Origin of the sequence: Vibrio algarum (genome assembly GCF_028204155.1) — a bacterium.
Lineage (GTDB): Bacteria > Pseudomonadota > Gammaproteobacteria > Enterobacterales > Vibrionaceae > Vibrio > Vibrio algarum.
In genome coordinates this window covers 2,893,487-2,908,684 of sequence record NZ_JAQLOI010000001.1, presented here as the reverse complement: position 1 = coordinate 2,908,684, position 15,198 = coordinate 2,893,487, and the positions used below count along the sequence as shown (strand labels likewise).

The following is a 15,198-nucleotide window of genomic DNA, read 5'->3' as shown; positions in this document are numbered from 1 at the left end:
TTTTCTCTAATTCTTTTGATAGTAGCTGGGTACTTATTCGACGTATTCTACCAGTGAGTAGGCTAAGTGCAATTGAATTCCGTTATCATTTAACTCGGTCGAACATTAACGACTTGGTAGAAATCCGTCTATATGAGGCAAATTATCTGGATTTATAACGTCGATTTGTGGTATAAAGCGCGCCGGAGTCGGGAACTGTTCTCTTTGACATTCTGTATGTCAGCGAAGCTGTTTTTACTCCATTAACTTTTATCTTTAAATCACACACGTACCGACACATGTTCCGGGGTGCTTTGTTGTTGTCTACTTTCAGGCTAACAATTATAAGTCGGATGCATGGGGTATGTGGAGGCCTAACCCCGTAAGAGGAATTTAAAATGGCAACTGTATCAATGCGCGATATGCTTAAAGCTGGTGTTCACTTCGGTCACCAAACTCGTTACTGGAACCCAAAAATGAAACCATTCATCTTTGGCGCTCGTAACAAAGTTCATATCATCAACTTAGAAAAAACTGTACCTATGTTTAACGAAGCTCTAGCTGAAATTGCTAAAGTTGGCGAGAAAAAAGGTAAGGTTCTTTTTGTTGGTACAAAACGCGCTGCATCTGAAGCTGTTAAAGAAGCTGCTATCAACAGCAACCAATACTATGTTAACAACCGCTGGTTAGGCGGCATGCTAACAAACTACAAAACTGTTCGTCAGTCTATCAAGCGCCTTAAAGAACTTGAAGCTCAAGCTCAAGACGGTACTTTTGAGAAACTAACTAAGAAAGAAGCTCTAATGCGTACTCGTGAAATGGAGAAGCTAGAGAAATCTCTTGGTGGTATCAAAGACATGGGCGGCCTACCTGACGCATTATTCGTAATCGATGCTGATCACGAGCACATTGCAGTTAAAGAAGCTAACAACCTTGGTATCCCAGTATACGCTGTTGTTGATACTAACTCTGACCCAGACGGTATTGATTACATCATTCCTGGTAACGACGACGCAATCCGCGCTGTACAGCTTTATCTAAACGCTGCTGCTGACGCTGTGAAAGAAGGTCGTAACCAAGACGCTGTTGTAGCTGCGGCTGAAAAAGACGGTTTCGTAGAAGAAGCTGAATAATAGCGGACTTCTGACGTTAAACTTAGTTTTTGTAAAGCTGGGGTTTTAAAGGAATTTTATTTCTGAAACACGCTTTAAACATTAACTAAGTTATAGTTAGCATCAGGGGCCAATAATTTAGGCCCCTGATTTGTATCTTATCCTGAATAGACTGAGGAATAGAGAATGGCAACTGTAACTGCTGCTCTAGTTAAAGAACTTCGCGAGCGCACTGGCGCTGGCATGATGGAATGTAAAAAAGCGCTTGTTGAAGCGAACGCTGATATTGAACTAGCGATCGAAAACATGCGTAAAAGTGGCGCAGCAAAAGCGGCTAAAAAAGCCGGTAATGTTGCTGCTGAAGGTACTATCATCATCAAACAAGCTGATGGTGTTGCGGCACTTCTAGAAGTTAACTGTCAAACTGACTTTGTAGCAAAAGATGGCAACTTCCTAGCATTTGCTAACGAAGTTGCTGATGCTGCTGTAGCTGAAAAATTAGACGCTGCTGCTCTTCAAGCTAAGTTTGAAGATGCTCGTATCGCTCTTGTTGCTAAAATTGGTGAGAACATCAGTATCCGTCGTGTAGAGTACATTGAAGGTGCTCAACTAGCTTCTTACCGTCACGGTGAGCGCATCGGTGTTGTTGTTGCAGGTTCTGCAGAAGAAGAGACTCTTAAGCACGTTGCAATGCACGTTGCTGCTTCTAAGCCAGAGTTTGTTAACCCTGAAGACGTACCAGCTGACGTAGTTGAAAAAGAGAAAGCGGTTCAAGTTGAAATCGCAATGAATGAAGGCAAACCAGAAGCAATCGCTGAGAAAATGGTTGTCGGCCGTATGAAGAAATTCACTGGCGAAATCTCTCTAACTGGTCAAGCATTCATCATGGAACCTAAGAAAACTGTAGGTGATATGCTGAAAGAAAAAGGTGCTTCAGTTTCTAACTTTGTACGTTTAGAAGTTGGTGAAGGCATCGAGAAAGCTCAAGAAATGAGCTTTGCTGACGAAGTTGCTGCGGTACAAAAAGGGTAATCCCTGATGTAGTCGCATTGAAAAAGACCGTGGCCTTGGCTACGGTCTTTTTATGAATATAGAAAAATTTAGCTGTGATGAATTAGAGTTTGAAATATAGCGTGTTTAAAGCGCTAATTCATGACAGTTAATCAATAACTTTATATTGGAAGGTAAACTCCATGACAACAAACCCAAAACCAGCATATCAACGTATTCTATTAAAACTTAGCGGTGAAGCACTTCAAGGCGAAGAAGGCTTTGGCATTGACCCTACAATTCTTGAACGTATGGCTCAAGAGGTGAAAGAATTAGTCGAGTTGGGTGTTCAAGTCGGTTTAGTTATCGGTGGCGGTAATTTATTCCGCGGCGCTGGGCTTGCTGAAGCTGGTATGAATCGCGTTGTTGGTGACCACATGGGAATGTTAGCGACAGTAATGAACGGCCTAGCAATGCGCGATGCGTTGCACCGTGCATATGTTGATGCTCGTGTAATGTCGGCTATTCCTCTTAAAGGCGTATGTGATGATTACAATTGGGCTGACGCTATTGCTCAATTACGCCAAGGTAGAGTTGTTATTTTCTCAGCAGGTACAGGTAACCCATTTTTTACTACAGATTCAGCTGCATGTTTACGCGGAATAGAGATAGAAGCCGACGTGGTTTTAAAAGCGACGAAAGTTGATGGCGTATTTACAGCAGACCCAGTAGCAAACCCAGATGCGGAACTGTATGATAAGCTTTCTTACAGTGCAGTTCTTGAAAAAGAATTGAAAGTAATGGATCTTGCGGCATTTACATTGGCACGTGATCATAAAATGCCAATCCGCGTGTTTAATATGAATAAACCAGGCGCGCTTCGTCGCGTGGTGATGGGTGAAGAAGAAGGCACTCTAATTAGTAACGCTGAATAATTCATTCAAATTAGTTAAAAGTTTAAGGTGAAAACGTGATTAACGAAATCAAAAAAGACGCGCAAGAGCGCATGGAAAAAAGTGTTGAAGCGCTAAAAAACACCCTTAGTAAAGTACGTACTGGCCGTGCACACCCGAGCATACTTTCTGGTATTTCTGTTGAGTACTATGGTGCACCAACACCATTGAATCAAGTTGCTAACGTTGTTGCGGAAGATGCACGTACTTTGGCTATTACAGTGTTTGATAAGGAATTGACACCATTAATTGAAAAAGCAATTATGAAGTCTGACCTTGGATTGAACCCTATGTCTGCAGGTACCGTTATCCGCGTTCCACTTCCACCATTAACGGAAGAGCGTCGTCGCGATCTAGTTAAGATTGTTCGTGCAGAAGCCGAAGGTGGGCGAGTTGCAATCCGTAATATTCGTCGTGATGCTAACGGTGATTTAAAGGGTTTGTTAAAAGATAAAGATATTTCAGAAGATGAAGATCGTAAAGCGCAAGACGATATTCAAAAATTGACTGATGCCGCGGTGAAGAACGTTGATGATGTTCTTGCAGCAAAAGAAAAAGATTTAATGGAAGTATAATTTTTACTTCCTTGAGTGGCTAAAACGCTGTGCTTGCAGCCCAGCGTTTTTTTATGCTATTATTTTGAACCTACAACACTCATCAAATTATAATTATGCCTGATATTCAAGTTTCCTCATCTCATTTACCAAAACACATCGCCGTTATTATGGACGGCAATGGCCGTTGGGCAAAAGAACGAGGTAAGCCTCGAGTTTTTGGTCATAGAGCCGGTGCTAAAGCCGTAAGGAAAACAATAAAAGGTGCAGCAAAGTTAGGTGTTAAAGCTATTACTATGTTCGCTTTTAGCAGTGAAAACTGGCGTAGACCGGAAGAAGAAGTGAACCTACTTATGGATCTTTTCATTTCGGCTTTGACGAGAGAAGTTAAAAAACTGCATAAGAACAACCTGCAATTGCGTGTAATTGGTAACGTTAGCCAGTTTAATGCTAATTTACAGACAAAAATAGCGGAAGCGGAAACGCTAACGGCTGGAAATACTGGTATGGTTGTGAATATAGCCGCCAACTATGGTGGTAAGTGGGATATAACAGAAGCTGCAAAATCAATAGCGTCGAAGGTTCAAGAGGGCGCGTTGCAGCCCAGTGATATTACTGAAGAGCTATTTGCATCTGAACTGACTATGTCTGATTTACCAGCAGTCGACTTGCTTATTCGAACCAGTGGCGAGTGTAGGATTAGTAATTTTATGCTTTGGCAACTAGCTTACGCTGAAATGTATTTTACCGACGTTTTTTGGCCAGATTTTGATGAAGATAGATTAGTGGACGCTGTCTCTTGGTTTGTCAGTCGAGAAAGAAGGTTCGGTTGTACTGGCGAACAGATAAAAGCTTTAATGGAATAAATTTAAGGTAACGCATTTGAAACAACGAATAATTACAGCGTTAATACTTGCCCCTTTAGCAGTGTTGGCTATTTTTGAACTTCCTTTACCTCTTTTTTTATTGGTTGTCACGGGTATTACTCTCTTAGCATTTTGGGAATGGGCTCAGTTTGTCGGTAGCAAATCCCGCTACCTTGCAATGATCCCGACGATAGCCTGTTTGGCGATCAGTTATTGGTTAATGCCTTCTGACGTTGATAGCTTAAATCAACTGACTCTATCTCATGTGAGCTTGTTGGTTGTCGCTTCAATCTGGTGGTTGGTTGCTAGTGCTCTGGCGATTACTTTTCCTAAGTCGACCAATTATTGGCAAGACTCTAAATTTTTACGCCAATTATTTGGCGTGTTGACTATTTTGCCTTTCTTTTGGAGTCTGCTTATTTTACGGGCTCAGAATATCGAAATTGAACCTTACCACGGTTCTAAACTGGTATTGTTCGTTTGTTTACTTGTGTGGGCTGCAGATAGCGGTGCTTATTTTGCGGGTAAAGCATTTGGTAAACATAAAATGGCCCCAAATGTCAGTCCTAATAAAACGATTGAAGGGCTTGTCGGTGGTATTGTTGTTGCGCTAGTTGTAGGTTGGCTAACCGCTTCATTCTTTGATATTCATTTTTCAAGCTTTACTAGTATGGTTATTATCACACTGGTTACGGTAATTATTTCGGTTCTCGGTGATCTTGTTGAAAGTATGCTGAAACGAGTTTCTGGGATTAAAGACAGCAGCAATATTATACCGGGGCATGGTGGTGTATTGGATCGAATTGACAGCTTAACTGCTGCTTTCCCTGTGTTTACACTGCTCTATTTCACAATTTAGTCTGCTTAAGAGGTATTCTAACGGCCTCTTGAGTAATCTACTTACTACTCTATTCAGAACGGTTTCTTTTTGATGCAAAACATTACGATTTTGGGTGCCACAGGTTCAATTGGCAGCAGTACACTTAAGGTTATCTCTGAAAACCCAGAAAAGTTTTCTGTTATAGCGCTTAGCGCAGGTACCAATGTAGAAGCTATGAAGGCGCTCTGTATTAAATGGAAGCCCAAATTTGCGGCAATGTCAGATCACAATGCTGCACATTTATTAGAGAAAGAACTCAAATCATTAAATCTAGCGACTGAAGTCGTTGCCGGAGAGCAAGGACTTAGTTTCGTTGCTTCTTTAGATGAAGTAGATAGCGTTATGGCGGCTATCGTTGGCGCAGCTGGATTGGTTCCCACAATGGCCGCTGTAAAGGCCGGAAAGCGTATATTACTCGCAAACAAAGAAGCATTGGTGATGTCCGGGCGGTTGTTCATTGAAGCGGTCGAACAATATGGTGCAGAACTACTACCCGTTGATAGCGAACATAATGCTATTTTTCAGTGTTTGCCTGAGCTTGTTCAAAAAAGTGTTGGCCGATGTGATCTAGATAAGTATGGGATTGATACTATTTTATTGACCGGTTCTGGTGGGCCATTTCGTTATACTGATGTAGATAAACTTCAATTAGTTACTCCAGAGCAGGCGATAGCACACCCAAACTGGTCCATGGGGCCAAAAATTTCTGTTGATTCCGCTACTATGATGAATAAAGGATTAGAGTTCATTGAAGCAAAGTGGTTGTTTAATTGCCAACGCGAGCAGTTAAAAGTCATTATCCATCCTCAATCTGTTATTCACTCTATGGTTCAATACAGAGATGGGTCTGTTTTAGCTCAAATGGGAGAACCAGATATGTGTACTCCTATCGCGTTAACGATGTCATACCCTGAAAGAATATCTTCTGGCGTTGCCCCGCTTGATTTTACTAAAGTTGGTGAGTTGACGTTTCTAGAACCAGATTATGCTCGATATCCTTGTTTGAAGTTGGCTATAGAGGCTTGTTATGAAGGACAGCATGCGACAACGGCGATAAATGCAGCAAACGAAATAGCAGTCAGCGCATTTTTGAATAATCAACTGAACTTTACCGATATTGCTGTTGTCAATGAACGAGTACTTTCCAAGGTTTGCTCACAATCGCAGCAACTGATTACAGATAACTTGGAAAGCTTGCTTGAGCTAGATAGAATGGCTCGCAATCTTGCTCGAGAAGTGATTAGAGAACGTTCACTATGAATGACATTTTATGGAATTTTGGCAGCTTTATAATTGCCTTAGGCATTTTAGTTGCTGTACATGAGTTCGGTCACTTTTGGGTTGCACGTAAGTGTGAAGTAAAAGTAGAAAAATTCTCCATCGGTTTTGGTAAACCACTCTGGAAAAAAACGGGTGCAGATGGCACCGAGTATAGTTTATCGGCTATCCCTTTGGGCGGATATGTGAAAATGCTCGATGGCCGGGTAGATAATATACCAGAATCGATGCAACAGTATGCTTTTGACCGTAAACCACTATGGCAAAGAACCGCAATTGTATCTGCGGGACCGTTGTTTAATTTCTTATTCGCGATATTTGCATACTGGTTAGTTTTTCTGATTGGTGTTCCTGCGGTTAAGCCCGTTATCGGTGAGGTAGCCCCTAATTCTATTGTTGCCCAAGCAGGAATAGAGCCCGGTATGGAGCTGACTTCTATATCGGGTACCAAAACTCTTGACTGGGAATCGGTCAATATGGGAATAATTTCTCATATCGGTGATGACCAGATGGTTGTCACCCTTGTCCCTGCAGATGGATATGGAACAGAAGAGACCAAAATACTAGATTTAAGAAACTGGAGTTATGATCCTGAGAACGAGTCAGCGATGCAAACTTTGGGCTTCTTACCTTATCGACCAGAGATTTTTACCTCTGTCGCTCATATTTCTGATGCTAGTGCAGCGCAGTCGGCTGGAGTGGAAGTTGGAGATAAGATAATTTCAATCAACGCTATAGCTATTCAAGAGTGGCAAGAAGTAGTCGATGCTATTATGTCGTCACCTAACCAGATGCTAGAGTTAGTCGTCGAACGCGAAGGTGTGTCGAGGTCATTGCAATTGACACCTGCAAGTAAAGAGTTGGCCAATGGTCAGGTTATAGGCTATGCCGGCATTGGGCCAAAAGTAGCGGATTGGCCAGAAGAATACAGATTTGATTTACAGTATGGTGTATTTGAGTCTATTGGTAAGGCGGTTGAAAAAACAGAGCAAGTCATTGTGCTCACATTTAGCATGCTTAAGAAGCTTATTGTAGGTGATGTAGGTTTAAATAACTTAAGCGGTCCTATTTCTATTGCAAAAGGCGCTGGAGCAACTGCGGATTATGGTCTGGTTTACTTCCTAGGGTTTTTAGCTCTTATAAGTGTGAACTTAGGCATTATTAATTTGATGCCATTACCTATTTTGGATGGTGGCCATTTGTTATTTTATGCTATTGAAGCTGTTATACGAAAACCTGTACCAGAAAAAATACAGGAAATGGGCTTTCGCGTTGGTGGGGCAATTATTTTCTCCCTTATGGCGATAGCTGTTTTTAATGATTTTATGCGTTTGTGACATAGAAAGGCTCAAGATTAAAGACTTAGGGTTTTTCTTAGGAATATAAACAAGCAGAAAGCAATCAGAAGTATCAAGGAATAGTCAGAACCGGTATGGCAATTAAGCAATTACTACTCGCTACTCTTCTAGTCGCAAGTTCAACGGTGAGTAGCGCAGAGCAGTTCACTGTAAAAGATATCAAAGTAGAAGGGTTACAACGCGTAGCACTCGGTGCAGCCTTGTTGCGAATTCCCGTTCGTGTTGGCGACAATATAGACCAGCAAGATGTGTCCGATATCATAAAAGCGCTATACAGCTCTGGTAACTTTGAGAATGTCAAAGTGCTTAGAGATGAAGATGTGCTTGTTGTTCAAGTGAAAGAAAGGCCTACGGTAGCCAATGTTTCATTTTCTGGAAATAGTGCCATTAAAGATGAACAGCTACAGCAAAACTTAGACGCTTCAGGTGTTAGGGTTGGCGAAGCTCTCGATCGCACAGCCTTGAGTCAAATAGAAAAAGGGTTAGAAGACTTCTATTACAGTGTTGGTAAATATAATGCGACCGTTCAGGCCGTTGTTACACCACTCCCAAGAAACCGCGCCGATCTTAAGTTTGTGTTTTCTGAAGGCGTTTCTGCAAAAATTCAACAGATTAACTTTATCGGAAATGAGGTTTTTGAAGATGAAGAGTTAGTCTCTCGCTTCGATTTGAATGTGGATGTATCTTGGTGGAACTTTCTTGCTGATGACAAGTACCAAAAACAAGTGTTGGCGGCTGACTTAGAAGCATTACAATCTTTTTACCTAAACCAAGGTTATTTGAAGTTTAAAGTAGATGCTACTCAAGTAGCGATCTCGCCAGATAAGAAAGGCGTATATATCACTTTAAATTTAGACGAAGGCAAGCCTTACACGATTGAAAACGTAAGATTTAAAGGTGAGCTAATAGGTAAAGAGTCTGAATTTGAGAAAATGGTACCATTTGAAGATGGTGATTTGTATAACGGTGCTCTTGTCACTGGGCTTGAAGAAAACGTTAAAAAAACCATGGGAGAGGCAGGTTATGCTTATCCAAATGTTTTTACACAGCCAGAATTTGATGATGAAAACCAAACGGTAAACCTAACCATTAATGTCGAAGCGGGTAATCGTATTTATGTAAGAGATATTCGCTTTACCGGTAATAATTCGACAAAAGATGAAGTTTTGCGACGCGAAATGCGTCAAATGGAAGGCAGTTGGTTAAATTCTAAAGCGATAGAAACCAGTAAGTCTCGATTAAATCGATTAGGCTTTTTCGAAACGGTAAACGTACAAACCGTCCGTGTTCCTGGTACCGATGATCAAGTGGATTTAGTTTATTCAGTAAAAGAAGCAAACTCCGGAAGCATCAACTTTGGTGTTGGTTATGGTACTGAGTCTGGTATTAGTTTCCAAGTAGGTTTGCAGCAAGATAACTTTGCGGGTACTGGTAATCGCGTAGGTATCAATGCGATGACGAATGACTATCAGAAAAACGTTACCCTAGAATATCGAGACCCATATTGGAACCTCGATGGAGTGAGTATGGGTGGTAAAGTTTTCTATAACGAATTCGAAGCATCAGAAGCTGGAATCGTTGACTATACCAACGAAAGCTATGGTGGCAGTTTGACTTGGGGTTTCCCTTTCGATGAACTTAACTTTTTTGAAATTGGACTCGGTTATACCCACAATACAATCTCTAACCTAGATTCTTATGTTCAGATTGAGCAGTTTTTAAAAGCTCAGGAAGCGAATATTAGTAGTTCTGGTGAATTGAACGTGGATGATTTTGATATTACTCTGACATGGACGCGTAATAATCTAAACCGAGGATATTTCCCTACGGCGGGTAATCATCAAAGAGCATCATATAAAGCAACCGTGCCAGGTTCAGACGTGCAGTACTTCAAAGCTCAATATGATGTCCGCCAGTATTTTCCTTTAACCAAAAAGCATGAGTTCACTCTTTTACTTCGAGGACGTCTCGGCTATGGTAATGGATACGGAACATCAGATGATGGCAATGATAACCTGTTCCCGTTTTATGAAAACTATTATGCAGGCGGATTTACAACACTTCGTGGTTTCGGCTCGAACACGGCAGGGCCAAAAGCTGTCTACGATGAGGGCGTGGGTAACAACCCTAATTATGCAGCGACGGATGATTCCGTTGGTGGTAACGCCGTTGCTCTCGCAAGTATTGAATTGATTGTTCCAACCCCATTTGCTTCAGATGAGATGCAAAGCCAAGTTCGGACAAGTGTCTTTTTTGATATGGCGAGTGTGTGGGATACAGAGTTTAATTATTTAGAGGATAATATTTCGTATGGGGACCAATATTACTATGATTATTCAGACCCGACGAATTATCGCTCATCCTATGGTTTAGCGTTACAATGGATGTCCCCAATGGGACCACTTGTATTCTCCGTAGCAAAACCAGTTGAAAAATATGAAGGTGATGACGAAGAATTCTTCACTTTCACAATAGGTAGAACCTTCTAAAAGGAAAATATTTTGAAAAAGTTAGTTAGAACTGTTGGTCTTAGTCTTGTTGTTGCGAGTTCTGCTTTTTTTGCTAATGCAGCAGAAGCAGCACAGAAAGTAGGTTATGTGAGCAGTGGCTATATCATCAGTAAATTCCCTCAGCGCGAAGCTATTGTTAAAAAGCTTCAAGATGCATTAAAAGATGACAGGGCTGAACTAGAACGTCTTCAAGCTTCTATGGAAACAAAGAGACAAGAAATCGAACGAAATGGCGCATTACTTGGTGAAGAAGGCGTTCAGAAGTTGAAGATCGAAATCAGCCAGCTCAATGCGGAAGGTAAAATCAAGCAAGAAGCTTATCAGGCAAAAGCGCAGTCTTTAGATATTAAATCAAGACAGCAAATGATTGATGTTATTCAAAAAGCGACGGCAGTGATAGCGAAGAAAGAAGGTTACGATATGGTTATTGATAGCCAAATACTTCTTTACTCAAATGATGAATCAAACCTAACTGAAAAAGTACTAGCAGAGCTTAAATAATATTATGTCTAGAGTGACTCTTGCTGAATTAGCAGCGATTACTGGTGGTGTATTACATGGTGACAGCGATGCCGTTGTGACTTCGGTTGCACCAATGGATAAATCAGGCGAAGGGCAGATAACTTTTCTTTCTAATGCTAAATATCGTAAACATTTGGGTGAATGCCAAGCGACTGCGATTATGGTGAAAGAGTCCGAATTAGAGCTTTGTAACATTAACGTATTGGTTGTACCTGATCCGTATTTGGCCTACGCACTTGTCGCTCAAGCTCTAGATTCAACCCCTGCACCAGCAAGTAGTATTCATGCTTCTGCGGTGATTGCAGACGATGTAATAATAGGTAAAGGGGTTACGATTGGAGCTAATGCTACGATAGAGTCTGGCGTTACTCTTGGTGATGATTCATCTATCGGTGCTGGTTGCTTTATTGGTAAAGATACTGTGATTGGCAAAGGGAGTAAGCTTTGGGCCAATGTATCAGTTTACCATAGTGTCCAAATCGGAGAGTTTTGCCTTGTTCAGTCGAATACAGTCATTGGCTCTGATGGCTTTGGTTATGCCAATGACAAGGGTGAATGGATCAAAATTCCTCAGGTAGGCTCTGTCAAGATAGGAAATCGAGTAGAAATTGGCGCATGTACTACTATTGATAGAGGTGCACTAGATGATACCGTTATCGAAGATAACGTTATTCTAGATAACCAATTGCAAATCGCTCACAATGTTCAGATCGGATATGGTACGGCTATCGCAGGTGGTACAATAGTTGCTGGCAGCACATCTATCGGTAAGTACTGCATTATAGGTGGTGGTAGCGTTATTAATGGCCATATACAAATTGCTGATCAAGTAACGATAACTGGTATGGGTATGGTGATGAGAAGTCTACCTGAAAAAGGTATGTTTTCTTCAGGTATACCACTTCAACCAAATAAAGAGTGGCGAAAGACGGCTGCTCGTGTCCATCGTATAGATGAAATGAACAAAAGACTGAAAGAAGTAGAGAAAAAGTTGGAATCATAATCACCATCTATCTCGACTAATTTTTTAAAAGGTCTGCAAATAGCGGACCTTTTTCGTTTATAATCTCAACCAATTGAATTGTTAATAGGAATATGGCTTTGACTACTGAAAAGAAAACAATGGATATAACAAAAATTCAGGAACTACTACCACATCGTTATCCGTTCTTATTGATCGATAGAGTGACTGAGTATGTAGAAGGTAAATATCTTATTGGTTTGAAAAACGTAACAGTAAATGAACCTCAGTTTACTGGCCATTTTCCACAAATGCCTATTTTCCCCGGTGTACTTATTTTAGAAGCAATGGCTCAAGCAACTGGTTTGCTAGCCTTTGCAACATTTGGTGCGCCAAAAGAGAACGAACTATATTACTTTGCTAGTATTGATAACGCTAAGTTCCGTAAACCAGTTGTTCCTGGTGATCAACTTGTTATAGAAGTAGAGTTTTTGAAAGAGCGTAGAGGAATAGCGGTATTTACGGGCGTTGCCAAAGTAGATGGTGCCGTAGTCTGTTCAGCTGATCTTAAATGTGCGCGTAGAGAATTCGAATTATGATCCATGAAACTGCTCAGATTCATCCAACAGCAATTATAGAAGATGGTGCAGTCATTGGTGCTAATGTTAAAATTGGTCCATTTTGCACCGTTGATAGCAAAGTAGAAATTGGCGAAGGAACTGAACTTTTGTCACATGTTGTCGTGAAAGGTCCTACGACAATAGGAAAAGACAACCGTATTTTTCAGTTTGCCTCTATTGGTGAAGAGTGCCAAGATCTCAAATTTGCTGGTGAAGATACTCGTCTCGAAATTGGAGACCGCAATACAATCCGTGAAAGCGTGACGATGCATCGTGGCACTATCCAAGACAATGGTATAACGAAGGTTGGCAGTGATAACCTGTTTATGATCAACGCTCATATTGCTCACGATTGTATTGTCGGTGATCGCTGTATCTTCGCTAACAATGCTACGCTTGCTGGTCATGTAACCATTGGAACGCAAGCAATTATTGGTGGTATGTGTGCTATTCACCAATTCTGTCAAATTGGCGATCATGCGATGCTTGGTGGTGGCTCTATTGTTGTTCAAGACGTGCCTCCTTATGTAATGGCGCAAGGTAATCACTGTGCTCCGTTTGGGATCAACATCGAAGGCCTTAAAAGGCGTGGCTTTGAGAAAAAAGAGATTCACGCAATACGTCGTGCATATAAAGCATTATATCGTAGCGGTAATACCGTTGAAGAAGCCAAGATCGAGATTGCGAAAGAAGCAGAAGAGTTTCCGGGAGTTAAACTTTTCCTAGAGTTTTTAGAAAACTCATCTCGTGGCATTATTCGTTAGTTATTGAAAATGAATGGTTAGTAATTGAAAAGATCGTACCATTGGTTACGGTCTTTTTTGTCTGTACAGCTATAGGGAATAGTAGTTATGTCTCAACCTCGTCCTCTTGTCATAGGTATTGTCGTCGGAGAACTGTCGGGAGATACTCTGGGAGAAGGCTTTATTAAAGCGATAAAGCAGCAAGTCCCTGATGCTCAGTTTGTTGGTATTGGCGGTCCAAAGATGAATGCCTTAGGTTGCCAGTCCCTGTTTGATATGGAAGAGTTGGCGGTAATGGGGTTGGTTGAGGTTTTAGGTCGATTACCAAGGCTTTTGAAAGTTAAAGCAGAACTGGTGAAGTATTATACGTCAAACCCACCTGACGTATTTGTTGGTATTGATGCGCCTGACTTTAATCTAAGATTAGAAAAAAACCTCAAAGACATAGGTATAAAAACCGTTCATTACGTCAGTCCATCGGTGTGGGCATGGCGTCAAAAAAGAATTTTAAGATCGAAGCAGCAACAAATCTTGTTCTGGCATTTCTGCCGTTTGAAAAAGCATTTTATGACAAATTTAATGTACCGTGCGAATTTATAGGTCATACCCTTGCGGATGCTATCCCTCTAGAAAGTCCCAAAGAACAAGCTCGAGAAGCGTTGGGTTTGGATAATAACAAGAAGTGGTTAGCCGTATTGCCGGGTAGTCGTGGTGCTGAGCTGAAAATGTTGGCTCAGCCATTTATAGAAACTTGCCAAAAACTCCATCAAAAGTATCCAGACATTGGCTTTGTCGTTGCGCTTGTAAACGATAAAAGACGTGAGCAGTTTGAACAGGTATGGAAACATCTTGCGCCAGAGCTCGACTTCACTTTAGTAAACGATACGGCCAGAAACGTGATTCAAGCATCGGATGTAGTGATGCTCGCATCTGGAACCGTTGCATTAGAATGCATGTTAGTGAAGAGACCAATGGTTGTCGCTTATAACGTTAACGCTATAACGGCCTTTATTGCCAAACGTTTAGTTAATACCGAGTTTGTTTCTTTACCAAATATTCTTGCTGGTAAAGAGTTAGTGAAAGAGTTCATTTTGGAGGAATGCCATTCTGAAAATCTTTTTCATGAAGTTGATAGGTTGCTTTCCTGTGATAACCAAGAAGTGTTGGAAAAATTCACAGAGATGCATCACTGGATTCGAAAAAATGCGGATGAACAGGCGGCTTCAGCGGTTCTGAAATTAATAGGTAAGTACAATGATTAATGAGTTTCCTCCATTTGAGTATCCCCAAGGTTTTACTTTGTATGCTGGTGTAGATGAAGTAGGTCGTGGCCCACTTGTGGGTGACGTAGTCACTGCCGCTGTTATTCTTGACCCGAACAACCCTATTGAAGGTTTGACTGACTCCAAAAAACTTTCAGAAAAAAAGGTTAGCGCTTTTTCCTGAGATAAAAGAGAAGGCGTTGGCATGGTCTATTGGGCGTTGCTCTCCCGTTGAAATAGATCGTCTTAATATTTTACACGCTACCATGTTGGCGATGACCCGAGCTGTAGATGCACTATCTATACAACCAGACTTTGTGTTGATTGATGGCAACAGAGTCCCAGAGTTAATCATGCCAGCTACAGCGATAGTGAAAGGCGATTTACGAGTGGCAGAAATTAGTGCCGCTTCTATTTTAGCAAAGGTTGTACGAGACAAAGAGATGGAAGAGTTAGATAATCAATTTCCAGAATTTGGTTTTGCTAAACATAAAGGCTATCCAACCAAAGCTCACATAGAAGCCATTGATAAGTATGGTGTTATTGAACAACATAGAAAGAGCTTTAAGCCAGTTAAAAAAGCGTTAGGTCTTGTATAGCCCTAAACATT

The 15,198-nt window shown here is 41.2% G+C and carries 13 protein-coding genes and 2 pseudogenes; all 15 read left to right on the top strand.

Going from position 1 to position 15,198, the window contains the following annotated elements:
• Positions 1-377: 377 nt before the first annotated feature.
• The 15 genes and pseudogenes from rpsB (at position 378) to rnhB (ending at position 15,187) form a co-directional block, all read left to right on the top strand.
• Entirely contained in the window at positions 378-1,112 is a 735-nt protein-coding gene (rpsB, locus tag PGX00_RS13535; RefSeq protein WP_272137266.1) for a 30S ribosomal protein S2, read from the top strand.
• A gap of 165 nt (positions 1,113-1,277) precedes the next feature.
• The gene (tsf, locus tag PGX00_RS13530) at positions 1,278-2,123 is read left to right on the top strand and encodes a translation elongation factor Ts (protein WP_272137264.1); all 846 of its coding nucleotides are present in this window, start codon (positions 1,278-1,280) and stop codon (positions 2,121-2,123) included.
• Between the two features lie 161 nt (positions 2,124-2,284).
• Positions 2,285-3,016 carry a UMP kinase gene (pyrH, locus tag PGX00_RS13525; protein ID WP_272137262.1) on the top strand — a complete coding sequence of 244 codons (732 nt, stop codon included), beginning with the start codon at positions 2,285-2,287 and terminating at the stop codon, positions 3,014-3,016.
• Positions 3,017-3,051: 35 nt separating this feature from the next.
• Complete coding sequence (gene frr, locus PGX00_RS13520; protein WP_272137260.1) at positions 3,052-3,609, top strand: ribosome recycling factor; 558 nt, start codon at positions 3,052-3,054, stop codon at positions 3,607-3,609.
• Between the two features lie 95 nt (positions 3,610-3,704).
• Positions 3,705-4,454, top strand: coding sequence for an isoprenyl transferase (locus PGX00_RS13515; RefSeq protein WP_272137258.1), 750 nt, complete (start codon positions 3,705-3,707; stop codon positions 4,452-4,454).
• Positions 4,455-4,470: 16 nt separating this feature from the next.
• Entirely contained in the window at positions 4,471-5,313 is an 843-nt protein-coding gene (locus PGX00_RS13510; protein WP_272137256.1) for a phosphatidate cytidylyltransferase, read from the top strand.
• A 72-nt stretch (positions 5,314-5,385) separates the two neighbouring features.
• Positions 5,386-6,594 carry a 1-deoxy-D-xylulose-5-phosphate reductoisomerase gene (ispC, locus tag PGX00_RS13505; RefSeq protein ID WP_272137254.1) on the top strand — a complete coding sequence of 403 codons (1,209 nt, stop codon included), beginning with the start codon at positions 5,386-5,388 and terminating at the stop codon, positions 6,592-6,594.
• Positions 6,591-7,949, top strand: a complete 1,359-nt coding sequence (gene rseP, locus PGX00_RS13500) for a sigma E protease regulator RseP (RefSeq protein WP_272137253.1) — start codon at positions 6,591-6,593, stop codon at positions 7,947-7,949. The genes ispC and rseP overlap by 4 nt, the downstream gene beginning before the upstream one ends.
• A gap of 95 nt (positions 7,950-8,044) precedes the next feature.
• Positions 8,045-10,459, top strand: a complete 2,415-nt coding sequence (gene bamA / locus PGX00_RS13495) for an outer membrane protein assembly factor BamA (RefSeq protein WP_272137251.1) — start codon at positions 8,045-8,047, stop codon at positions 10,457-10,459.
• Positions 10,460-10,471: 12 nt separating this feature from the next.
• On the top strand, positions 10,472-10,981 hold the full coding sequence (locus tag PGX00_RS13490; protein ID WP_272137249.1) for an OmpH family outer membrane protein: 510 nt from the start codon (positions 10,472-10,474) through the stop codon (positions 10,979-10,981).
• 4 nt (positions 10,982-10,985) lie between these two features.
• Positions 10,986-12,005 (top strand): UDP-3-O-(3-hydroxymyristoyl)glucosamine N-acyltransferase, encoded by a 1,020-nt coding sequence (gene lpxD / locus PGX00_RS13485; RefSeq protein WP_272137247.1) that lies wholly within the window; start codon positions 10,986-10,988, stop codon positions 12,003-12,005.
• Between the two features lie 119 nt (positions 12,006-12,124).
• On the top strand, positions 12,125-12,562 hold the full coding sequence (gene fabZ, locus PGX00_RS13480) for a 3-hydroxyacyl-ACP dehydratase FabZ (protein ID WP_272138074.1): 438 nt from the start codon (positions 12,125-12,127) through the stop codon (positions 12,560-12,562).
• Positions 12,559-13,347, top strand: coding sequence for an acyl-ACP--UDP-N-acetylglucosamine O-acyltransferase (gene lpxA, locus PGX00_RS13475; protein WP_272137246.1), 789 nt, complete (start codon positions 12,559-12,561; stop codon positions 13,345-13,347). The genes fabZ and lpxA overlap by 4 nt, the downstream gene beginning before the upstream one ends.
• Positions 13,348-13,434: 87 nt before the next feature.
• Positions 13,435-14,588 (top strand): annotated as a pseudogene (gene lpxB, locus PGX00_RS13470) (lipid-A-disaccharide synthase).
• Positions 14,581-15,187: pseudogene (rnhB, locus tag PGX00_RS13465) on the top strand (ribonuclease HII). The pseudogenes lpxB and rnhB overlap by 8 nt, the downstream one beginning before the upstream one ends.
• Positions 15,188-15,198: the final 11 nt, after the last annotated feature.